Annotated in this window: 19 protein-coding genes, 2 tRNA genes and 1 pseudogene; 19 read left to right on the plus strand and 3 right to left on the minus strand. The window is 48.6% G+C overall.

The genetic code is table 11. The annotated features are described in order from the left end of the window. Positions 1-412 precede the first annotated feature (412 nt). From DXD02_RS10915 to DXD02_RS15645, 4 genes and pseudogenes are all read left to right on the plus strand, one after another. Positions 413-2,614 carry a hybrid sensor histidine kinase/response regulator gene (locus DXD02_RS10915; protein ID WP_117805085.1) on the plus strand — a complete coding sequence of 734 codons (2,202 nt, stop codon included), beginning with the start codon at positions 413-415 and terminating at the stop codon, positions 2,612-2,614. Further along, positions 2,611-3,335 (plus strand): annotated as a pseudogene (locus DXD02_RS16420) (substrate-binding periplasmic protein). The gene DXD02_RS10915 and the pseudogene DXD02_RS16420 overlap by 4 nt, the downstream one beginning before the upstream one ends. A 257-nt stretch (positions 3,336-3,592) precedes the next feature. Then, complete coding sequence (locus DXD02_RS10925) at positions 3,593-3,898, plus strand: response regulator (protein ID WP_416388356.1); 306 nt, start codon at positions 3,593-3,595, stop codon at positions 3,896-3,898. A gap of 121 nt (positions 3,899-4,019) precedes the next feature. Beyond that, positions 4,020-4,331 (plus strand): hypothetical protein, encoded by a 312-nt coding sequence (locus DXD02_RS15645; RefSeq protein ID WP_147342484.1) that lies wholly within the window; start codon positions 4,020-4,022, stop codon positions 4,329-4,331. Here the strand turns inward: DXD02_RS15645 and DXD02_RS10935 are convergent. Then, positions 4,274-5,524 carry a tRNA(Met) cytidine acetate ligase gene (locus tag DXD02_RS10935; RefSeq protein WP_117805083.1) on the minus strand — a complete coding sequence of 417 codons (1,251 nt, stop codon included), beginning with the start codon at positions 5,522-5,524 and terminating at the stop codon, positions 4,274-4,276. The genes DXD02_RS15645 and DXD02_RS10935 overlap by 58 nt on opposite strands. Positions 5,525-5,739: 215 nt before the next feature. Here DXD02_RS10935 and pta point away from each other — a divergent pair, with 215 nt between their 5' ends. The 11 genes from pta to ilvA all read left to right on the plus strand — a co-directional run bounded on the left by pta (position 5,740) and on the right by ilvA (position 17,915). Next, on the plus strand, positions 5,740-6,735 hold the full coding sequence (gene pta / locus DXD02_RS10940; RefSeq protein WP_022462726.1) for a phosphate acetyltransferase: 996 nt from the start codon (positions 5,740-5,742) through the stop codon (positions 6,733-6,735). A gap of 99 nt (positions 6,736-6,834) precedes the next feature. Beyond that, positions 6,835-8,031: an acetate kinase gene (locus DXD02_RS10945; RefSeq protein WP_022462727.1), complete on the plus strand. Its 1,197-nt coding sequence runs from the start codon at positions 6,835-6,837 to the stop codon at positions 8,029-8,031. 74 nt (positions 8,032-8,105) lie between these two features. Then, a complete protein-coding gene (locus tag DXD02_RS10950; protein WP_055267341.1) occupies positions 8,106-8,633 on the plus strand; it encodes a YceD family protein in 528 nt (175 codons plus the stop codon). A 2-nt stretch (positions 8,634-8,635) separates the two neighbouring features. Continuing rightward, entirely contained in the window at positions 8,636-8,815 is a 180-nt protein-coding gene (gene rpmF, locus DXD02_RS10955) for a 50S ribosomal protein L32 (protein WP_022462729.1), read from the plus strand. A 207-nt stretch (positions 8,816-9,022) separates the two neighbouring features. Next, positions 9,023-9,808, plus strand: coding sequence for a hypothetical protein (locus tag DXD02_RS10960; protein ID WP_055218872.1), 786 nt, complete (start codon positions 9,023-9,025; stop codon positions 9,806-9,808). 228 nt (positions 9,809-10,036) lie between these two features. Further along, positions 10,037-11,077: a phosphate acyltransferase PlsX gene (plsX, locus tag DXD02_RS10965; RefSeq protein ID WP_117802559.1), complete on the plus strand. Its 1,041-nt coding sequence runs from the start codon at positions 10,037-10,039 to the stop codon at positions 11,075-11,077. Next, positions 11,067-11,300 carry an acyl carrier protein gene (acpP, locus tag DXD02_RS10970; RefSeq protein ID WP_117802558.1) on the plus strand — a complete coding sequence of 78 codons (234 nt, stop codon included), beginning with the start codon at positions 11,067-11,069 and terminating at the stop codon, positions 11,298-11,300. The genes plsX and acpP overlap by 11 nt, the downstream gene beginning before the upstream one ends. 105 nt (positions 11,301-11,405) lie before the next feature. After that, positions 11,406-12,098: a ribonuclease III gene (gene rnc / locus DXD02_RS10975; protein WP_055228392.1), complete on the plus strand. Its 693-nt coding sequence runs from the start codon at positions 11,406-11,408 to the stop codon at positions 12,096-12,098. A gap of 7 nt (positions 12,099-12,105) precedes the next feature. Continuing rightward, positions 12,106-15,666, plus strand: coding sequence for a chromosome segregation protein SMC (gene smc, locus DXD02_RS10980; protein ID WP_117805082.1), 3,561 nt, complete (start codon positions 12,106-12,108; stop codon positions 15,664-15,666). Positions 15,667-15,726: 60 nt separating this feature from the next. Beyond that, a complete protein-coding gene (ftsY, locus tag DXD02_RS10985; RefSeq protein ID WP_022462735.1) occupies positions 15,727-16,668 on the plus strand; it encodes a signal recognition particle-docking protein FtsY in 942 nt (313 codons plus the stop codon). 35 nt (positions 16,669-16,703) lie between these two features. Then, a complete protein-coding gene (ilvA, locus tag DXD02_RS10990) occupies positions 16,704-17,915 on the plus strand; it encodes a threonine ammonia-lyase (protein ID WP_055219017.1) in 1,212 nt (403 codons plus the stop codon). Between the two features lie 125 nt (positions 17,916-18,040). Here the strand turns inward: ilvA and DXD02_RS10995 are convergent. Next, positions 18,041-18,125, minus strand: a tRNA-Leu gene (locus tag DXD02_RS10995). A 25-nt stretch (positions 18,126-18,150) separates the two neighbouring features. After that, a tRNA-Leu gene (locus tag DXD02_RS11000) sits at positions 18,151-18,235 on the minus strand. Positions 18,236-18,438: 203 nt separating this feature from the next. Between DXD02_RS11000 and DXD02_RS11005 the strand changes: the two genes are divergently transcribed. The 4 genes from DXD02_RS11005 to DXD02_RS11020 all read left to right on the plus strand — a co-directional run bounded on the left by DXD02_RS11005 (position 18,439) and on the right by DXD02_RS11020 (position 23,217). Then, positions 18,439-19,446, plus strand: coding sequence for a deoxyguanosinetriphosphate triphosphohydrolase (locus DXD02_RS11005; protein WP_055218880.1), 1,008 nt, complete (start codon positions 18,439-18,441; stop codon positions 19,444-19,446). A gap of 16 nt (positions 19,447-19,462) precedes the next feature. Continuing rightward, on the plus strand, positions 19,463-21,241 hold the full coding sequence (gene dnaG, locus DXD02_RS11010; RefSeq protein WP_055228390.1) for a DNA primase: 1,779 nt from the start codon (positions 19,463-19,465) through the stop codon (positions 21,239-21,241). A 105-nt stretch (positions 21,242-21,346) separates the two neighbouring features. Next, positions 21,347-22,489, plus strand: coding sequence for an RNA polymerase sigma factor RpoD (gene rpoD / locus DXD02_RS11015; RefSeq protein WP_055228389.1), 1,143 nt, complete (start codon positions 21,347-21,349; stop codon positions 22,487-22,489). Positions 22,490-22,518: 29 nt separating this feature from the next. Continuing rightward, on the plus strand, positions 22,519-23,217 hold the full coding sequence (locus tag DXD02_RS11020; protein ID WP_022462740.1) for a tRNA (adenine(22)-N(1))-methyltransferase: 699 nt from the start codon (positions 22,519-22,521) through the stop codon (positions 23,215-23,217). Positions 23,218-23,303: the final 86 nt, after the last annotated feature.

Genomic DNA, 23,303 nt, shown 5'->3' on the forward strand with positions numbered 1-23,303 from the left:
CTGGAAGCTGTTTTCATTCTTTTTGCCGATCTGTTTTTTCTTTTTGGCTGCTCTTATTGGACAGCACGATCTGTTCCATCATCAGCTGCATCTTATCATTGCGGGTCTGTGTCTGTTTTGTCAGTTCCTCCATCTGATCCTGAAGACAGAGAAACAGAAGAAAATATATCTGCCGAAAGTCCATTTCCGTTTTTGATACACATCACTGGAACTTCGGGCACAGTTGCTGTTCTTTTTTTGCCTTTTAACGCTAAAAGGTAATGTTTTTCTTGTGTGCAGTAAAGTGTTAGAGTATAATAAAACCAGTTTTTTGCATAAGTTTAGGCGGAGAATCCTGCCGTAGCAGGATCCTTTCTTACGGTGTTATTTCACAGACGTAACCATAATAGTTTTACTGCAGGGGGGATAGAAAATGAAAACAAAAGAGATTCAGGAACTCTATCAAATAAAATTACATAGTATGGACACGATCCTGCATCAGATATCGCTTATGGATCAGGTGGAAAATGAGCAGGAGCTGTCAGAAATTATTCACTCTTTGTTGCAGGCGATTGGAAACTATACAGGGGCAGACCGGGTATATGTTTTTGACTGGGAAACCGATCAGAAGGACAGTCTGAGCAATGCATTTGAATGGTGTGCCGATGGAGTGGCACCAGAGATAGATAACCTTCAGGCAATCCCGGTCAGTTCGATGCCGAACTGGGTGAAACGATTTGAAAACAAGGAAGTAATCGTGATTCATGATCTGGAAGCGACAAAAAATTCTGAACCGGAAGAATATGAATTGTTAAAAACACAGGAAATATGTTCCTTGATTGCGGTGCCGATTTATGCCAATCATCAGATGAATGGATTCATCGGGGTAGATAATCCTGATTTGAGGCAGAATGAGATTTCCATTACACTGCTGTCTGATGTTGGCGGACATCTTGGATGTGTGAGGGAAAATCTGAAAAGTACGGTACTGTTGAAAAAGGCTCTTGATGAGGCGACAAAGAGGTCAGAGATTATTGCCGCAATTGCTACGTTGTATGTAACAATCGTACAAGCCAATGTTAAAGAGCGGACATATGAGCTTTTGAAAGGTCATGACCTTGTGCAAAAAATCCTTGGACAAAAGGGGAAAATTGATGATGTTATGGAAAGACTTCCAACAGCATTTGCCGCCCAGGAAGAGAGAGAAAAATACCGGGAGTTTCTTGACTTTGATACATTGACAGAGAGACTTCGTAATACGAATTCTGTTTCGATTGAATTTATGGGAGTAAACGGAGAATGGCGGCTGGCCAGATTTATTGTAAAGAGCAGAGATGCACATGGAAACGCTGTGGATGTGCTTTATGTCGTACGAGATATTACGGAAGAAAAATCACGGGAACTCATGTATCAGAAACAGCTTAAGGAAAGCATGGAAGATGCTCATCGCGCGAATCTTTCAAAAACAGCCTTTCTCCGGCGTATGAGCCACGATATCCGTACACCGCTAAACGGAATCGTGGGGATGATCCATATCGCTGAAAAATATAACAATGATGTGGTCAAGTTAAGGGAATGCAGGAAGAAGGTACTTCAGTCCGCCGATTATCTGCAAAATCTGATCAACAATGTCCTGGATATCGGCAAACTGGAATCCGGTTCCCTTGTGTTGGAACATAAATCCTTTGATCTGGCAGAACTGTTAAGGAATAATCTGACGGTTGTTGCAATGAGTGCTTATGAGAATGGTGTAAGATTTGAAGGCGGCGTGGAAGCAAGCACAATCCGCCACAGATATTTGATTGGAAGTCCGGTACATCTGAGCAGGGTTTTAATGAATCTTTCTTCCAACGCGATTAAATACAATCATTTTCATGGAACAGTGAATGTTCATTGCGAAGAATTATCGGATGATGGGAATATAGCTGTTTTTCAGTTTGTATGTTCAGATACCGGTCTTGGTATGAGTGAAGAATTTCAAAAACATGCGTTTGATGCTTTTGCGCAGGAAGGCAAACAGTCAACTACAACATTCAGTGGCTCCGGTCTGGGACTTTCGATTGTCAAAGATATTGTTGAACGGATGGGTGGAACGATAGAACTGGAAAGCGAAGAAAATGTAGGAAGCACGTTTACGGTTACGGTTCCATTTGAAATAGATTATTTGGCTGAAAATAATGATTCACAGAAGGACAGCTACTCACAGGACAGGGATCTGTCAGGAAAACGGGTGCTTCTTGTTGAAGATAATGTCATTAATATGGAGATAGCCCATGCAATCCTGGAGGAGGAGCATCTGAACATTACAGAAGCGAAAAACGGAAAAGAGGCATTTGAAATATTTCAGAATTCCAGGTTGGATGAGTATGATGTCATCATCATGGATGTGATGATGCCGGTCATGGATGGGCTGGAAGCAACAAAAGCAATTCGTATGCTGGAACGTGAAGATGCCAAAAAGATTCCAATCATTGCCATGACGGCAAATGCTTTTGAGGAAGATCGGAAAGCATGTCTGGAGGCCGGGATGAATGAACATATTGGAAAGCCGATTGATATTCCGCAATTAAAAAGAGCGATCACAAAACTGCTGACAAAAAGGGGTAGTAAACGCAAAAACATAATCATTCATTGAAATTAAGAAGAACTATAGTAATTGGAATTTTAGCAGTCACCGTGGCAGGGTGCAAAAACACAGATAACACGAAAGAAGAAACCGAAAAGCCTGTTATTACTCTCGGCTGCGACAGCTATCCACCATACAATTATCTGAATGAGGATGGTGTACCGACAGGAATTGATGTAGAACTGGCTACGGAAGCATTCAAAAGAATGGGATAACAGGTGAAGGTTGTCCAGATCAACTGGGAGGAGAAAAAAGAACTGGTGGAGAGCGGCGAGATTGATTGTATCATGGGCTGTTTTTTCTATGGAAGGACGTCTTGACGATTACCGCTGTCCAGTCCACAACCAAACCGAAAAGCATCTTTCTGAACCGGACGGATGAGAGGATCCCAAAGCTGGGAAATCTGATCATCCTGGGACACCGGGAGCTGATCTATACGTTTCTGGGAAAAGGATATGTAGATGCGGTTGCTGCACACGAGGAATCTATCGTTCAGTATAGGAAGGATTATGATGCAAGCTGCCGTATCCTGGAAGAGCCTCTGATGATCACCGGAATAGGCGTTGCTTTTGCAAAAGAGGATGACAGGGGAATCTGTGAGCAGATGGGCCAGACACAGGAAGAGATGCGTCTGGATGGCACATCCCTGAAAATCATTGAAAAATACCTGGATGATCCCCAGAAGTATCTGGAGGTGGAGAAAAACGGATCCAGCTGCTCGGCGGTCTGATAGGAATCTGTGTAGCTGTAGTCTCTCTGTTTTATTTCTTCCACGCAGAAAAAGCAGAAGCAGAGAAAAGAATGGTGGAGATTGTAAACTATGTGAAAGTGCAGTGTTCCACTACACCCATTATAATGAATCTTCGGAATCCAAAAGTCTCCTCCGTGCCATTGAAAGTGCCAGACAAATGAGTACAAATATTAAAATGGAAACAGAAAACGGCGGGCAGCTAAGAGAGGATTTCCTGAAAGAAAAAAGGTGCCGACGTGACAAAAACATGGGATGGTCAGGAAGCTGTTGAACTGTTCAGAAATAGTGAACCTGGTGAATTTGATGTCATTCTTATGGACATTATGATGCCGGTCATGAATGGTTATGAAGCTACAAAGATGATTAGGTCTCTGGACAGAGAGGATGCAAAGAAAATACCGATCATTGCAATGACAGCAAATGCGTTCACGGAGGACAGAATAAGGGAAAAAGAAGCAGGGATGAATGAACATGTTGCTAAGCCTGTTGATGTGGAATTACTGATGAAAGTAATTTATAGCGGGAGTGCTATGAAGCATTAATAGTACATGAGAAAACAAGGAGGAATTCAGTTGTTGGAGAAAGCGGTTCAGGCTGCAATATATGAAAAAGCTCTTAAAAATCATTATATAGAAATCCTGTACATTGATTTTGAAGATACTCATGCGTTATGCATCTGGCAATATAGATGATCTTAATCGGATAAAACAGCAGATGACGATGGAAGCAATCACACAGGGAACAGCAGAACACATCATGCATCATGTTATGATCAATTTTATACTGAATGGTGAGATGCGTTTCATGCAGTTTGACTTTACAAGAGAAAGTGCAGATACAAAAAATGTTTTCCTGTTTGTGGAGGACTATACAGTTCCACAGCAGCAGATGATGCTGCTGCTGGAAAAAAGCTGGTTCTATAACAGAACCAGCTTTTTTGTGTATTCATGGACGAACTGTGTCCCTGTTTTGTGAGAACGGACAGTCTCGTAAAAAAGAGAGGCCTGTATATCGCTCTCAAAGGCGGCAAGTGCATCGCCGGTAAGAAGCCGCGGGGCGTCGGCTGCCTTGGCAATGAGCGGCAGAGAAGAACGTCTTCTAATCTCTTTTAACAATGCACCGGCACTTTTTCGGAAACCGAGAACACGGTTATAGCCGGCCGGGTACAATGTTTTCTGGTTCAGAAGCAGATGCATCAGGGCACGGCTGATGCGGGTGTAGGTCATCTCTTTTGTTTTGAGCTGCAGGGCGAACTCCGAGAATGAGGAGCATGCGTGGCGCTGGCGGAGGATGCGGTTGGCAAGATCCGGCGAAAGATCAAGATAAGAGGAAAGGGATTCCTTCGTTTCTGTGAGGAGCCGCGCGGCGAGGAGCAGGCTGAAATCATCGCTGGAAAGCAGGCCGTGTGCGGTGACGGCGTCCTGGAAAGCGGGATAGACTGCTTCCGGCATGCAGGAGGCGAGCGCGGACAGTTCCGGATCCTTATGCGGATTGGAAAAAAGAAGATTCCGCATTGCTGTAGCAGAAGGGAGTGCCTGTGTGAAAAGCGCTCCTTCGTGGTAGCCGCTGCCCTCCCGGCGGATCGTTACCGGCCGAATGCGGCTTTGTGACAGCAGAAGTGCCTGGACATATTCAATGCCTAAAATATTGTTTGGTTCTTTTAAAAAGGTATCAAGTTCTTCTTTTGAAAGCGAAGAGAAGGAAGCGCTGTCAGAAAAATAAGCGGAAAGTGCCTGTGCGCGCGCCGTCGGGAAGGAAAGTCCGTTCCGAAGCAGACCGGAGAGCAGCTCGCGGTATTCCTCCGGCTCGTGGAGCAGAACATCAGCGAGTTCCAGAAACGGCGCCGTGTCTCCATATTCACTGCCAAAGCAGAGAAAATCGACGCAGCCAAGCGCAGTAAGAAGCGATACCGCCCCGCGTGCGAAATGCTGTGCACTGCCGAGTGCAAAGTGACACGGAAGCTGTAAGATAAGGTCCGCGCCGCCAAGAAGCGCCAGCTCCGCACGGTCATGTTGGTCAAGAATCGCAGGTGCGCCGCGCTGGACGAAATCGCCGCTCATAATCACGACAAGATAGTCCGCCCCGGTCAGTTCCCTGGCTTTTGCCAGCTGATAAGCATGGCCGTTATGAAAAGGATTATATTCTGCAATGACTGCGGTAATGGTCATAAAACGTACCTTCTTTCGAAAAAAATAGCACGATTCCAAACAGAGAGGAACCGCGGATCACATAGCCCTATCGTAACAAAAACAGAAAAGGAATGCAAGAATTCCTCCGTTTTGGATTTTTTGTCCAGTTGTTTTGAATTTTATACTTGCGAAAGGGCAAAAAGCGTACTACAATGAGAATATCGAGTAAATTTATCGAAAGGAGTCAAAAGATCATGGGATTTATTGACACAATTAAAGCAAGAGCAAAAGCAGACAAAAAAACAATTGTACTGCCAGAGTCAGAAGACAGAAGAACATATGAGGCTGCTGCACAGATCCTGAAAGAGGACCTTGCAAATCTGATCATCATCGGAAGCGAAGAGGCAGTAAAGAAAGGCAGCGAGGGACTGGATGTCTCCAAAGCTACTATTGTAGATCCAGAGAAAAACGAGAAAACACAGGCTTATGTAGATAAGCTGGTAGAGCTTCGTGCAAAGAAAGGCATGACTCCGGAGAAAGCAAGAGAGACCATCCTGAATGACTATACATATTATGGCGTTATGATGGTTAAAATGGGAGATGCAGACGGACTTGTTTCCGGTGCCTGCCATTCTACCGCAAATACCCTTCGTCCATGCCTGCAGATCTTAAAGACCAAACCGGGCACAAAACTCGTATCCGCATTCTTCCTGATGGTAGTTCCGGACTGCGAGTACGGCGATGACGGTGTATTCGTATTCGGTGACTGCGGTCTGAACCAGAACCCGAATCCGGAAGAGCTGGCTGCAATCGCAGAGTCTTCCGCAGAGTCCTACCGCATGCTGACCGGAAACGAGCCAAGAGTTGCTATGCTTTCCCACTCCTCCAAAGGAAGTGCAAAACATGCTGATGTAGACAAAGTTGTTGAGGCTACCAGAATTGCAAAAGAAGCAAACCCGGATCTCGCTCTCGACGGCGAGCTGCAGCTTGATGCAGCAATCGTTCCGAGCGTAGGTGCATCCAAAGCTCCGGACAGCAAAGTAGCAGGAAAAGCAAACGTTCTGATCTTCCCGGATCTGGATGCCGGAAACATCGGATACAAACTGGTACAGAGACTGGCAAAAGCAGAAGCATACGGCCCAATGACGCAGGGTATCGCAGCTCCAGTCAACGATCTGTCCCGTGGATGCTCCGCAGAGGATATCGTTGGTGTTGTAGCAATCACTGCTGTACAGTGCCAGGCACAGTAAGCACGAAATAAAACCAATTACAAGCGGTTTTCTGGCCGGCTGCGGAGAACAGGCCGGCCAGAAGTTTTAATAAGACTTTTAAAATAGGAGAATTTAGAAATGAACGTATTAGTAGTAAACTGCGGAAGTTCCTCTCTGAAATTCCAGCTGATCAATTACGATAACCGTGACGTCCTGGCAAAAGGACTCTGTGAGAGAATCGGTATCGACGGACGCCTCGTTTATGAGCCAAAGAACGGCGAAAAAGAGGTAACAGAAGCAGCAATGCCGACACACGTAGAGGCAATCCAGATGGTTCTGGACGCTCTGGTAAACGAGAAGAGCGGCGTCATTAAGAGCCTGGAAGAAGTAGATGCCATCGGACACCGCGTTCTGCACGGCGGAATGAAGATCACAAACTCTGTTATCATCGATGACGAAGTAATCAAAGTTATCGAGGAGTGCGCTGACCTTGGTCCTCTGCACAATCCGGCAAACCTGATGGGAATCAATGCCTGCATGAAACTGATGCCGGGCGTTCCAAACGTAGCAGTATTTGATACCGCATTCCATCAGACCATGCCTCCGAAAGCATATATGTACGGTATTCCGAAAGAGTACTATGAGAAATACGCAATCCGTAAATACGGCTTCCACGGAACTTCTCATAAATTCGTATCCAAGAGAACCGCAGAGTTCCTTGGCAAAGACTACAACGATCTGAAGATCATCGTATGCCATATGGGAAATGGTGCTTCCCTTTCCGCTGTAAAGAACGGCAAATGTGTAGATACCTCCATGGGCCTTACCCCGCTCGAAGGTGTGATCATGGGAACCCGTTCCGGAGATATCGATCCGGCTTTTGTTGAGTATCTGTGCAACAAAGAGAACCTGACCGTATCCGAGGTTCTGAACATTCTGAACAAGAAATCCGGTATGCTCGGCATGACCGGCATCTCCAGCGATTACCGTGATGTATCTGCAGCAGCAGAGGCAGGTAATCAGGATGCCATCAACTGTCTGGAAGCATACGCTTACCGCATTATCAAATACATCGGTTCCTACATCGCAGCTATGGGCGGCGTAGATGTGATCACCTTCACCGCAGGCCTTGGAGAGAACGCTATTCCACTTCGTGAGACCATCTGCAAAGCATTTGAGTTCATGGGTCTGGAATTCGATTCTGAGGCAAATAACTGCCGCGGCGTTGAGAAGATCATCACCAAAGAAGGCTCCAAGATTACAGCATGCGTGATCCCGACCAACGAGGAAATCGCAATCTGCGAGGAGACTGTAGAGTTAGTAAAAGGAAAATAAAAAATAATTCAAAAAGCAGTTGACAATTCTTACCTTCCCGGGTATAATTGGTAAAGTGTGATTAGGAGAACAATATGAAAATCAGTCTGACCAAGTTATTTGCGCAGGACGGAAAGTCCGAAAAGTATGAAATTCCGCTTACATCCGAAACTTTTTCGATCGGCGGGCAGGACTATCGGGTAATCGAAAAACATCCTGTTATCCTTGGCCTTACGCATGAAGGCAATCGTGTGATCACGATCACCGGCAGCGCAGACCTTACAATGGAGATTCCATGTGCAAGATGCCTGACACCGGTAGCGACTCCATTCCAGCTCGAGTTCGATCTGCAGATTGATCTGAATCTGTCAGAGGAAGAACGCGAGGAAAAAGAAGAGGACTCTTCGTTTGTGGAGGGAGACGAGCTCGATGTGGAAGAACTGGTTCGTAATGAGCTCATAGTCCAATGGCCGATTCGAGTGCTGTGTAAAGATGACTGTAAAGGAATCTGCAGCCGTTGTGGTGCGAATCTGAATATTCAGACCTGTGATTGTGATACCACAGGGCTAGACCCCCGAATGGCTGCAATCAAAGATATATTCAGCAAATTTAAGGAGGTGTAACTATGTCCATTTGTCCTAAGAATAAATCTTCCAAAGCAAGACGCGATAAGAGAAGAGCAAACTGGAAAATGTCTGCTCCGAACCTTGTAAAATGCAGCAAATGTGGTGCTCTTATGATGCCGCACAGAGTTTGCAAAGCTTGTGGTTCTTACAACAAAAAAGAAGTCGTTGCAATGGACTAATATTCATAAATCGGAATCAGTTCCGATGTGCAATGCAGCAAAAGGCTCCCGTCACCGGGGGCTTTTTTGTTGTCTCTGCGGGTTGTCTGGAAGCGTCATATAAAAGATTTGACGTGGTGTGTCGTGATGTGCTATAATGGTCTCGGTGAGAATTGAAACAATATTGCAACATTTTCGTAACAATTATAAAAAAGGAGTGCAAAGCATATGAAGAATAGACGAATCATATTTCTGGCAGCATGCATGTGCAGTGTAGTATTCCTCTCAGGATGTTCCACAGACAGTCTGATGGATAAAATGATGGGAACTGAGACGACGGTTTCGTCTTCGGCCAGTGTAGATATTTCAAAAGAGGACAGCGATGCTGTTCATGTAGATGCCAATCTGGAAAAGCCGGTTTTTTCGGTAAATCCGGTGGAGAGCCTGCAGATTCCCGTTGGAAATACATCTGGAAAGCTGACTTGTGAGGCAGGAATAACGGGAGAAGGCACAGTAACATATCAGTGGTATAAGAACAACGTAAATTCCAACGGCGGAGGAACGCCGATTGAAGGCGCAACAGAAGTGACATACCAGGTCGATACTTCGGCGGAGGGCAAAGATTACTATTACGTTGTGGCAACAAACACGGTTGGAAATACCGTTTCCATGGCGACGAGTACAGTAACAGAAGTTACGGTAATTCCGGCAGGGAAATGGGTTCAGAATGAAAACGGATGGCAGTATCAGAATAATGATGGAAGCTATGCAACCAATACCTGGCAGAATATCGACGGCTACTGGTACGTGTTTGATGAAAATTCATACATGGTGACAGGATGGTACTGGAGCGGAGAAGAATGGTATTATCTGGCGGACAACGGTCAGATGCAGACCGGCTGGTTCACGCAGGATGGTGAGGAATATTATTTGGATCCGGATACCGGTGTCATGGCACGGAATACAACCATAGACGGTCATGAGATGAATTCGAGCGGAGTCAAGGTTTCTTAAGAAAAATAAGATAAAACAGAGCGGGTGGATTTTGGAAAGATAAATCCACCCGCTTTTTTGGAATACAGGAGAAAGCGCGGATGGGCATTTGTGCTTGATTTTTGCAAAGGAGTTTAGTATAGTTAATACAGCACTTGCATGAGTGCTTTTAGAGCGTGGTTGAAAACGGTTTTTTGAAAGAAAAAGAGTTTTCAAACGCGCTTTAGAAAAGAGAAAAGAGGAAAAAACATGAGTGACTTAGTCAGAGTTGCAGTGGACGCGATGGGCGGCGATTATGCGCCTGTGGAGCCGGTAAAAGGCGCCGTTGAGGCCGTAAACGCAGATGAACGTGTCAAAGTCCAGCTGGTCGGCCAGGTGGATGTCATCGAAAAAGAACTGCAGAAATATACGTACCCGAAGGAGCGGGTTGAGATCGTTCCGGCAACCGAGATCATTGAGACGGGAGAGCCGCCGGTCAATGCGATCCGCCACAAAAAAGATTCTTCGATCGTTGTCGGCATGAAAAAAGTGCGCTGCGGAGAGGCAGACGCGTTTGTCTCCTCCGGAAGCACCGGAGCAGTCCTGGTCGGCGGACAGACGATCGTAGGACGCATCAAGGGCGTAGAGCGCCCGCCGCTGGCTCCGCTGATCCCGACGAAAGACGGTGTATCCCTTCTGATCGACTGCGGTGCGAATGTTGATGCAAGACCGTCCCATCTGGTGCAGTTTGCCATGATGGGTTCCATCTATATGGAACACGTTGTCGGCATTAAAAATCCGCGTGTGGGAATCGTGAATATCGGTGTGGAAGAAGAAAAAGGAAACGCGCTCGTCAAAGAGACGTATCCGCTTCTGAAAGAAAACCCGTATATCAACTTTGTCGGCAGTATCGAAGCAAGAGAAATTCCAAACGGAGCCGCAGACGTTGTTGTCTGTGAGGCGTTTGTCGGAAACGTTATCTTAAAGCTGTATGAGGGCGTCGGCGCGACCCTGATTTCCAAGGTAAAACAGGGCATGATGACATCTCTGCGCAGTAAAATCGGAGCCCTTCTTGTGAAACCGGCGCTGAAAGAGACACTGAAGTCTTTTGATGCCAGTGAGTACGGCGGAGCACCGCTGCTTGGCTTAAAAGGACTCGTTGTAAAAACGCACGGAAGCTCAAAAGCCAACGAATTTAAAAATTCCATTCTCCAGTGCATTTCATTTAGCGAGGAGAAGATTCCGCAGAAAGTGCAGGAGCATCTGGCAGACTATAAGAGCAGCAGGGAGGCAGCGAAAGATGGAATTTGAGAAATTACAGGAGATCATTGCGGATGTATTAAACGTAGATCCGAATGAAGTAACCATGGAGACAACCTTTACAGATGATCTGGGAGCGGATTCCCTGGATGTATTTCAGATTGTGATGGGAATTGAAGAAGAATTTGATATCCAGATCGAAGCAGAAGAAGCAGAGCACATCGTATCGGTTGAGGATGCGGTGGAAGCGATCAAAAAGAAACTGGCAGAATAATAGAAAATGGCGAAGGGGCTGTTTGCTACAGGACAGCCCCTTTGTTACCGTCCGCAGAACACCTGCAAACGGTAACTATGAGGAAGGACAGGCTTAAAACAGGTTATGAATAATATTGATAAACTCGTGGATTTGGAAAAGAAGATCCAGTATAAATTTCAGGATTTCGGACTGCTGGAGATGGCGATGCGCCATTCTTCCTACGCAAATGAGCACCATATGGAGCGCCTGGAGTGCAACGAGCGTCTGGAGTTCTTAGGAGATGCCGTGCTGGAAGTTGTATCCAGCGAATTTTTATACAAGACATTCCCGCGTCTCCCGGAGGGCGAGATGACGAAAAAACGCGCCAGCCTCGTCTGTGAACCGGCACTGGCATTCTGTGCCCGTGAGATTGACCTTGGCAGCTTTCTGCTCCTTGGAAAGGGCGAGGAGGCAACCGGCGGCCGTCACCGCGATTCCATCGTTTCGGATGCTATGGAGGCAACGATCGGTGCGATTTTCCTGGACGGCGGCTTTGAACCGGCAAAAGCGTTCGTTCTGAACTATATCTTAAACGATATCGAACACAAACAGCTTTTCTACGACAGCAAAACGATTCTGCAGGAGCTGATCCAGGGTGAGACGGATGAAGAGATTGTTTACACCATCTTAAAAGAAGAGGGACCGGATCACGACAAGAGCTTCTGGGCACAGGTCAGCGTCGGAAAGAAAGCGCTCGGTACCGGAAAGGGCAGAACGAAAAAAGCGGCAGAACAGGCAGCGGCATACGATGCAATTCTTGCCAGAAAAAAAGCGTAGGTGAATTATGTATCTCAAATCCATTGAAATGCAGGGATTTAAGTCGTTTGCCAACAAAACCATTCTGCAGTTCCACGACGGTATTACCGGCGTTGTAGGGCCGAACGGCAGTGGAAAGAGCAATGTTGGCGATGCGGTGCGCTGGGTGCTCGGCGAACAGAGCGCCAAGCAGCTCCGCGGCGGAAATATGCAGGATGTTATTTTCTCCGGAACCGAGACGAGAAAGCCGCTCGGCTACGCGTCGGTTGCAATTACACTCGACAATTCCGACCACAAGCTGAATGTCGATTTCGAGGAAGTCACGGTGACGAGACGGCTCTACCGCTCCGGTGAGAGCGAGTATCTGATGAACGGCGCATCGTGCCGGTTAAAGGACATCAACGAGCTGTTCTACGATACCGGTATCGGAAAAGAAGGCTATTCCATCATCGGACAGGGTCAGATTGATAAGATTTTAAGTGGTAAGCCGGAAGAGCGCCGGGAGCTGTTTGACGAAGCGGCAGGAATTGTCAAATTCAAGAGAAGGAAGGCCGTGACCGAAAAGAAGCTGGCGGAAGAGCAGCAGAATCTGGTGCGCGTCAACGACATTCTCTCGGAACTGACAAGGCAGTTAGAGCCGCTGGAACGCCAGTCTGAGACGGCAAAGATTTATTTAAAGAAGAAAGAGGAATTAAAGCTCCTCGATATCAATATGTTTCTGCTCGAGATGGAGCGCATCCGGAACGATCTCGCGAAAGTAGAAGACCGGTACCGGATTACAGAAGAGCAGTTAAAGAGCACGAAAGAGGCTTTTGAGCATACGAAGCAGGAGTATGAAAAGCTGGAACAGGAGCAGGAAAAACTGGACCAGACGATTCTTTCTGCGCGCGATCAGGCGGGGGAGAATGCACTGAAACGTCAGCAGCTCGAAAACCAGATCGAGGTGTTGAATGAGCAGATTCATGCATCGGAGAGGAACAGCGACACATTAAGAGAACGTCTGGAGGCGATCCGCGCGGAGAGCCGCACAAAGACGGCAGAAAAAAATACATATCAGGCAGAAAAGGACGGGCTTCATGAAGCACTTCTTGCGTCAGAGACGGAAAAGAGTGAGAAAGAGGCCGCTCTCTCGGAATGCCAGGAGCAGATCCAGGCAGTCGAGCTGCAGAGTGAACAGGATAAGAGCGAAGTCATCGGCCTTCTGAACCAGCGGGGTTCCACGAAGGGAAAAATGCAGCGCTACGATGCGATGCTCGAGCAGATCGGCATCCGAAAGGCAGAATTAAGCCAGAGGGTGCTGCATTTAAAGACGAGTGAGTCCGAACAGAACGGGCAGATGGAAGAACTGCAGAACGCGTTTGAAGCGCTCGAAGAGACGGTAAGCAGCCTGAAACAGCAGTACCAGGAGGCAGATCAGAAGATTACCGCGCTGACGGCGGATCTCTCGAACCAGACGAAAGAGATGGAAGCCGGCCAGACCAATTACCACAGAGAAGCGTCAAGGCTCGAATCCTTAAAGAACATCACCGAGCGGTACGACGGCTATGGAAACAGTATTCGGAAGGTCATGGAGCAGAAAGACCGGAATCCCGGCATCCACGGCGTTGTGGCGGATCTTCTGCAGGCGGAGAAAAAGTACGAGACGGCGATCGAGACCGCACTTGGCGGTAGCATTCAGAATATTGTCACCGACAATGAGGCCACGGCGAAATACCTGATTGAATACCTGAAACGGGGCCATTTCGGCCGTGCGACGTTCCTTCCGCTCACCAGTATGCGCGGGAAAAAAGCGCAGGTGAATGAGGATGCGGCAAGAGAAACCGGTGTGCTCGGTGTGGCAAATGCACTTGTTTCGTACGACCCGGTGTATGAGGGCCTTGTGGCACAGCTGCTTGGAAGAACGCTGGTGGTCGACACGATCGACCATGCCATTGTGATCCAGCGGAAATACCGTCAGACGCTCCGCATGGTAACCCTCGAGGGCGAGCTCTTGAGCCCGGGCGGTTCCATGACAGGAGGTTCGTTCCGGAACAACAGCAATCTGCTCGGAAGACGGCGTGAGATTGAGGAACTCGAAAAGAGCGTACAGGGTCTTGCGAAGGAACTGCGGGAAATCCAGCAGGAACTTGAAGAGAAGAAAAATAAGCGGAATGAAATCCGCGATCTCCGCACCGAGCTGAATGAAAAACTGCAGCGGCAGTACATCGAGCAGAATACGGTGCGCCTGAATCTGGAAAAAGCGCGCGAGAAAAAGACGGAAATCCGTCTGGATTTTGAAGCGCTTCAGAAGGAGAGTCTCGAGATTGAAAATCAGATCGCCGAGATTGAGCGGAACCGGAAAGTCATCGGTCAGGAAATGCAGGAATCGGTGGAGCGGGAAAGCACGCTGCAGGAGAATATCCAGAAGGCGCAGGAAGCGCTTACAGGGCTTCGCCGCCGGGAAGCAGAATATACGAAGGATCTTGAAGAAATCCGGTTAAATTACGCAAATCTGTCCCAGAAGGATGGATTCCTTGCCCAGAACATCCGCCGTCTTGAGGAAGAGACGGGAAAACTGGAAGCGGAAAGCCGCACCATGCTGGAAAAAGCGGCGGAGGAAAAAGACGATGTCAAAAGGAAACAGCAGGACATCGTGGAGATCCAGAAGACGATTGCAGCAGCAGTGCAGGCAAAAGAAGAGGAAGACCGCCGGATTGTGGAACTGCAGGAGAAAAAAGAAGCATTAAGCGCAGATCACAAAGAATTTTTCGAGAAGCGGGATCAGCTCTCCGACCAGATTTCCCTAATGGACAAAGAGTGCTTCCGTCTGAACAGCCAGAAAGAAAAGCTGGAGGAGACAAAAGAGGCACAGACCTCGTATCTCTGGGAAGAGTACGAAGTGACACCGGGCCACGCAAGAGAGTTCCAGATGGAGGAGATTCCGGAGCGCAGTGAATTAAAGCGGCGTGTGCTGGAAGTAAAAGATGCGATCCGGAAGCTTGGCTCTGTCAATGTGAATGCGATTGAGGAGTACAAAGAGATTTCGGAGCGCCACGCCTTTCTCGATGCACAGCACACCGATCTTGTCAAAGCGGCAGAGACACTGCAGGGCATCATCGATGAGCTGGATGCCGGTATGCGCAAGCAGTTCACGGAAAAATTCGAGGAGATCCGGAAAGAGTTTGACCGCGTGTTCCGCCAGCTGTTCGGCGGCGGAAAGGGAACGCTGGAGCTCGAGGAGGACACGGATGTACTCGAGGCAGGTATCCGCATCATTTCCCAGCCGCCGGGAAAGAAACTGCAGAATATGATGCAGCTCTCCGGAGGCGAGAAGGCACTGACCGCGATTGCGCTGCTTTTTGCAATCCAGAACTTAAAGCCGTCCCCGTTCTGTTTACTTGACGAGATCGAGGCGGCGCTCGACGATTCCAACGTAACGCGTTTTGCGCAGTATCTGCACAAGCTGACAAAAAATACCCAGTTCATCGTCATCACCCACAGGCGCGGTACGATGACGGCGGCAGACCGTCTGTACGGCATCACGATGCAGGAGAAGGGTGTTTCTACCCTTGTTTCTGTCGATTTGATTGAGGGAGAACTGGACAAATAGAAACGAATAAGATACAATACGAAAGAAGTAAGATAGAAAAGATAAAGGGAGGCGAACGGTATGGCGGAGGAGAAAGTAGGCTTTTTCAAACGTCTTGTCAACGGTCTGACGAAGACCCGAGACAGCATTGTAGCTGGAATTGATTCTATTTTCAGCGGCTATTCCAATATTGATGACGATTTTTATGAGGAGATCGAGGAGATTCTCGTCATGGGAGATATCGGCATCAATACAACGACCAAAATTATTGACCACTTAAAAGAGCGGGTGGCAGAAGAACACATTACCGATCCGGCAGAGTGCAAACAGCTTCTGATCGAGAGCATCAAAAAACAGATGGATGTAGGCGATACAGCCTATGAATTTGAAAACCGGAAATCGGTAGTGCTGGTGATCGGTGTCAATGGAGTCGGAAAAACGACCTCCGTCGGAAAGCTGGCCGGCCTTCTGAAGGATCAGGGCAAAAAGGTTGTTCTTGCGGCAGCAGATACGTTCCGTGCAGCGGCAGGCGAGCAGCTCACGGAGTGGGCGCACCGTGCTGGCGTGGATATCATCGGCGGACAGAACGGAGCAGATCCGGCGTCCATCGTGTACGATGCAGTCGCAGCGGCAAAAGCCAGAAATGCGGATGTGCTGATCTGTGATACGGCAGGAAGACTTCACAACAAGAAGAACCTGATGGAAGAGCTCCACAAGATTTACCGGATTCTGGAAAAAGAGTACCCAGAGGCATACCTGGAAACGCTGGTGGTGCTGGACGGTACCACGGGCCAGAATGCGCTGCAGCAGGCAAGACAGTTTGCAGAAGTGGCAAATGTCACCGGTATCATTCTGACGAAGCTGGACGGAACTGCAAAGGGCGGTATCGCCGTTGCCATCCAGTCCGAGCTTGATATTCCGGTCAAATACATCGGCGTGGGCGAGAGCATCCACGATCTACAGAAATTTGATGCAGACCAGTTTGTAAATGCACTGTTCCATACATCCGAAGAGAATGCTTAAAAAGACAACAAGGAGAAAAGACTATGGCAGAAGAAATGCTGACACTCCCGAAATTTGAGGAAGCGTCTGAAATCGTAAAAAAAGTAACACAGGAGACCAAACTGGTTTACAGCAAATATTTCAGCGAGCAGACGGGAAATAAAGTCTACTTAAAACCGGAAAATATGCAGCTGACCGGCGCCTATAAGCTGCGCGGTGCCTATTACAAAATCAGCACCTTAAGTGAAGAGGAGCGCGCAAAAGGACTGATCACCGCATCTGCAGGAAACCATGCACAGGGCGTTGCGTATGCGGCAAAATGCTACGGTGCAAAGGCTGTCATCGTAATGCCGACTACCACACCGCTCATCAAAGTAGAGCGTACCCAGAGCTACGGCGCTGAGGTTGTTCTGTACGGAGATGTGTACGATGAGGCATGTGCAAAAGCATACGAGCTTGCAGCAGAGCATGGCTATACCTTTATTCACCCGTTTGATGATCTGACCGTTGCAACCGGCCAGGGAACCATCGCTATGGAAGTGATTCAGGAGCTTCCGCTCGTAGATTATATCCTTGTTCCGATCGGAGGAGGCGGACTGGCTACCGGTGTTTCCACACTGGCAAAGCTGCTGAAACCAAACATCAAAGTCATCGGTGTTGAGCCGTCCGGAGCAGCCTGTATGAAGGCTTCTTTTGAAAAAGGCGAGGTAACGACCGTATCTCCTGTCAGCACAATTGCAGACGGTACTGCAGTACAGACACCGGGATCCAAGATTTTCCCGTATGTAAGACAGAACCTGGACGAGATCATTACTGTGGATGATGATGAGCTGATCGTAGCATTCCTTGATATGGTAGAAAACCACAAGATGATCGTTGAGAACTCCGGTCTTCTGACTGTGGCTGCATTAAAGCATCTGGATGTCAAGGGCAAAAAGATTGTTTCGATCTTAAGCGGCGGAAATATGGACGTCATCACCATGTCTTCCGTGATCCAGAACGGACTGATCCAGAGAGACCGTATCTTTACTGTATCCGTTCTTCTGCCGGATAAACCAGGCGAGCTGGTACGCGTTTCCCAGGTGATTGCAAACGAGAACGGAAACGTCATCAAACTGGACCACAACCAGTTCTTCACAACGAACAGAAGTGCTGCAGTAGAGCTCCGCATCACAATGGAGGCATTCGGCACCGATCACAAGAACCGTATTGTCAAAGCACTGGAAGAGGCTGGCTATACACCGAAGATTGTAAGACCGAACCTGTAAAAACAGAAATTGCAGAGAAAATTCTGAAAAAAAGAAAAATAAGAAATCAGAGGGATCCGGAAAGGAATTTCCTCTGATTTTTTTTGAGCAGGAAAAAACCCTTGCATGCACAAGGGTTTTCATTCTGCGGAAGATGGGACTTGAACCCACACGATCGCAATGACCACCAGATCCTTAGTCTGGCCTGTCTGCCAATTCCAGCACTTCCGCATGTTATGTAGTTTTTTAAATTTCATGCGGAAGATGGGACTTGAACCCACACGATCGCAATGACCACCAGATCCTTAGTCTGGCCTGTCTGCCAATTCCAGCACTTCCGCATGTTCTTTAAGTTTTTGTCATCTCGCTGACGACAAGATGTATTATAGCACCAGAGTTGTAAGCCGTCAACACTTTTTTTGAAAAAATTTGAAAAATTTGAAAAATAAAAAAGGAAATCGGAATCGGGCACCGAATATAGGAAATAGGAGGACAATGAAAAGAACTGTTACAGGCATATTACCGGGAAAGAGGTGGTCTTCGTTTGAACTTGAGAGAATCGTTTGAAGAACGGGAATTTCAGGAGCTGAGTCCTTATGCGGCGCACAGCCGGAATTCCAGAGGAAGGGACCGATATGAACCGGAGTGTGACATCCGCACCGTCTACCAGAGAGACCGGGACCGGATTCTCCACTCCAAAGCCTTTCGCAGGATGAAAGACAAAACACAGGTGTTTCTTGCTGCGCAGGGCGATCATTACCGGACCCGCCTGACGCACACACTCGAGGTGTCCCAGATTGCCCGCACGATTGCGCGGGCGCTGAATCTGAATGAGGATCTGACCGAAGCCATTGCGCTTGGCCACGATCTCGGACACACGCCGTTTGGCCATTCCGGGGAAGCGGCGCTCAATGCGGTGCATCCCGGGGGCTTCCGCCACGCGGAACAGAGCGTCCGTGTCGTGGAGGTTCTAGAAAAGGAAGGACAGGGCCTGAACCTGACCTGGGAAGTGCGGGATGGAATTCTGAACCACCGCACGGCGGGAAAGCCGTCGACCCTGGAGGGACAGGTTGTGCGTCTCTGCGACAAGATCGCCTACATCCACCACGATATGGACGATGCCATCCGTGCCGGCATTTTAAGCGAGGATGACATCCCGATTACGATCCGCGTCGTCCTTGGCGATACATGCCGCGAGCGGCTCAATACGCTGATCCACGACATTGTGGAGCAGAGCCGCGGAACGGAGTATGTGCGCCAGTCGGCGGAGATTGCCGAGGGCATGCGCATGCTGCGGGAGTTGATGTTCGCGAACGTCTACCGCAACCCGGAGGCGAAAAAAGAGGAGGAGAAGGCAAAAAAGATGCTGATTTCCCTCTACACCTACTACCAGGAGCACCCGGAACAGATGTCCCGCGAGTACCGGAATCTGATCGGGTGCGGCGAGGACAAGACACAGGTAGTATGCGATTACATTGCCGGTATGACCGATCAGTATTCCATGCACAAATACGAGGAGCTGTTCGTGCCGAAAGCCTGGGCGGTTTATTAGATACAGGGAGGAAAAAATGCGATATTCCGATGATTTAGTGGAAGAGATTCGTATGAAAAATGACATCGTAGATGTGATATCCGGCTACGTAAAGCTGACAAGAAGAGGAAGCTCTTACTTCGGGCTCTGCCCTTTCCACAATGAGAAGTCCCCTTCCTTTTCCGTCAGCCCAGGAAAGCAGATGTATTACTGCTTCGGATGCGGAGCCGGAGGAAATGTTTTCACATTTTTGATGGAATACGAAAACTTCACGTTTGTGGAAGCCTTGAAATTTCTGGCCGACCGGGCCGGGGTGGAGCTTCCGCAGATGGAGTATTCGAAAGAAGCAAAGGAGCAGGCGGATTTAAAGAACACGCTGCTGGAAATCAACAAACAGGCGGCGAAATTCTATTATTACCAGCTCCACACCGAACGCGGAAAACAGGGCTACGATTACCTGAAGGGGCGCGGCCTTTCGGATGATACGATTCGAAAATTCGGCCTTGGCTATTCAGATAAGTATGGAAGCCTGCTGTACCGTTTCTTAAAAGAAAAAGGGTATGACGATGAAATCCTGCGTCAGTCGGGCCTTTTTCTGGCGGACGAGGTGCATGGCATGCAGGACAAGTTCTGGAACCGTGTCATTTACCCGATCATGGATGCCAACAGCCGTGTCATCGGCTTCGGAGGCCGTGTGATGGGGGATGGAAAGCCGAAATACCTGAATTCGCCGGAGACAAAGATTTTCGATAAGAGCCGCAATCTCTACGGGCTGCATCTGGCGCGCTCTTCACGGAGAAAAAATCTGATTATCTGCGAGGGCTATATGGACGTCATCTCCATGCACCAGGCAGGATTCAATAACGCGGTAGCTTCTCTTGGAACAGCACTCACATCGCTGCAGGCGGGGCTGATGAAACGGTATACCGACGAGGTTCTTGTGATCTATGACAGCGATGAGGCAGGCGTCAAAGCGGCGCTTCGTGCGATTCCGATGCTCAAAGGGGTTGGTCTTACAACGCGTGTCGTCAATTTGAGACCGTATAAGGACCCGGATGAGTTTATCCAGCACGAGGGCTGCGAAGCGTTCGAAAAACGTCTGGAAGAGGCGGAGAACAGCGTTTTGTATGAGATCCGCATGAAGGAACGCGATTTCGACCTTGCCGACCCGCAGGGCAAATCCGATTTCCTGCATGAGGCGGTGCGTCGTCTCGTTGCAATCGAGGATGAGATCGAGCGGAACAGTTATCTTGAGGCAGTGGCAGGAAAATACGGGATTGCCGTCGAAGTACTGCGAAAGCAGGTCGGTCAGATGGCACTATCAGGAGCCGGAAGGACGGAGCGTGTCAAGCCGCGGAATACAGCCGCAAACAAAAAAGAGAAAGAGGGCGGTGTCGAAAAAGCACAGAAGCTGATGCTGACATGGATGACCTCTTATCCGGCGCTCATTGGAAAACTGGAAAAATATATTACGCCGGAGGATTTTACCACACCTCTTTACCGCCAGATTGCAGAGATGATTGTGCTGCAGTATCACGAGGGCGGGGTGAATCCGGCAAAGCTTTTGAATCAGTTTGTTGATTCCGAGGAGCAGAAAGAAGTTGCAGGCCTTTTTAATGCCAGAATCCCGCTGGAGACAGAGGAGGAAAAACGGCGCGCGCTGCATGATGTGATCTGCAATATGAAAGAAAACAGCATTGCGTATCAGTCGGCACATATGAATGTGACCGATATGGCGGCGCTGCAGAAGCTGATGGCGGACAAAAAGAGCCTGGAGCGGTGGAAAGCAGGGGAACTTCCGGATTTCGCTTTTTAAGGAGGCCTGGATACCAAAGAAAAACCCTGGAATCTTCTGTTCTGCGTGTTTAATTTCGCAGGGCAGGGACAGAATATATACAAGCTATGGAAGGATGGACAGTCAATGGAGTTCGATAAAGCAAAATTTATGGAAAAATTAAAAGAGCTGGTAGCATACGGCAAAAAGAAAAAGAGCGTCCTGGAATATCAGGAAATCAACGACTTTTTCCGCGATATGCCGCTGGATGCGGAGCAGATGGAGAAGGTATTTGAATACCTGGAGGCAAGCGGTATCGACGTACTGCGCCTCTCCGATATGACCGAGGATCCAAATGCGGCAGACCGCGATCTTCTCCTTCTGGACGACGATGACATCGACCTTTCCGAGGAAGAAGAGATCGATATGGAAAACATCGACCTTTCCGTTCCGGAAGGCATCAGCATTGAGGACCCGGTCCGCATGTACTTAAAAGAGATCGGTAAAGTGCCGCTTCTTTCCGCAGAGGAAGAGATCAAGCTGGCACAGAGAATGGAAGAGGGCGATGAGGATGCGAAAAAACGTCTGGCAGAGGCCAACCTTCGTCTCGTTGTTTCCATTGCAAAACGTTATGTCGGCCGCGGCATGCTGTTCCTGGATCTGATTCAGGAAGGTAACTTAGGCCTCATCAAAGCGGTTGAAAAATTCGATTACCGCAAGGGATACAAATTCTCTACGTATGCAACATGGTGGATCCGCCAGGCAATCACAAGAGCGATTGCAGACCAGGCGAGAACGATCCGTATTCCGGTTCATATGGTAGAGACCATCAACAAGCTGATCCGCGTTTCCCGTCAGTTACTGCAGGAGTTAGGCCGCGAACCTACTCCGGAAGAGATCGCAGAGGAGATGCACATGTCTGTAGAGCGTGTGCGTGAGATCCTGAAAATCTCCCAGGAACCGGTTTCACTCGAGACACCAATCGGTGAGGAAGAGGACAGCCACCTCGGTGACTTCATCCAGGACGACAATGTGCCGGTACCGGCAGACGCGGCAGCATTCACCATGCTGAAAGAGCAGCTCGAGGATGTGTTAAGCACGCTGACTGACCGTGAGCAGAAGGTTCTGCGTCTCCGTTTCGGACTCGATGACGGCCGTGCGAGAACCCTCGAAGAGGTTGGTAAAGAGTTCAACGTTACAAGAGAGCGTATCCGTCAGATTGAGGCGAAAGCGCTCCGTAAACTGCGCCATCCGAGCCGTTCCAGAAAGCTGAAAGATTACCTGGACTAATCTGCGAGGAAGAAAAGGACGACAGGAAAATGCAGTTATCAAAAAGACTTTCCGCGGTAGCGGAGTTTGTCACCCCGGGCGGCTGCCTGGTCGATGTGGGAACAGATCACGGCTATGTGCCGATTGCGCTGCTGGAACAGAAGAAGATTTCCTCCGCAATCGCCATGGATGTGAACCGCGGACCGCTGGAGCGGGCCAGGGAGCATATTGCGCAGTACCAGATGGGGGACTACATAGAAACAAGACTTTCCGACGGACTCCATGCCCTGCGTGCGGGAGAGGGTGATTCTCTTCTCATCGCGGGCATGGGCGGCGGGCTTACCATAAGAATTTTAAGCGAAGGTGAGCCGCTGCTGTCCGGTTTTCGGGAGCTGATCCTGGAGCCGCAGTCGGATATCGACCGCGTGCGTGCATGGCTTCTGGAACACGGATTTTTCCTTGCACAGGAGAATTTTGTAGAGGAGGATGGAAAATATTATCCGATTCTGCGGGCAGTGCCAGGGGAAAAGGAGAATCTGAAGGCGGAGGAGCTTTTCTATGGACCGCGCCTTCTGGAAAAGGAAAATCCGGTGCTGAGGGAATACCTTCTGAAACAGCAGGAGCAGAACCAGACGCTGATCCGCCAGCTTTCGGATCACTCCAGTGAAAAGGCAGCACAGCGCCTTTGGGAATTAAAAGAAAAAGAGGCAGTACTGGAATCTGCGCTTGCGCGTTTCCATACGATGTAACGACAGCGTTTGCACAAGAGGGGCGTGTCTGAAAATTTCAGCAGTTGTAATTTTCGGGCGCGCCTTTTCTGTCACTTCTGAATTTT

The organism is Blautia sp. TF10-30, assembly GCF_003481245.1.
GTDB classification, from domain to species: Bacteria; Bacillota; Clostridia; order Lachnospirales; family Lachnospiraceae; genus Fusicatenibacter; species Fusicatenibacter saccharivorans.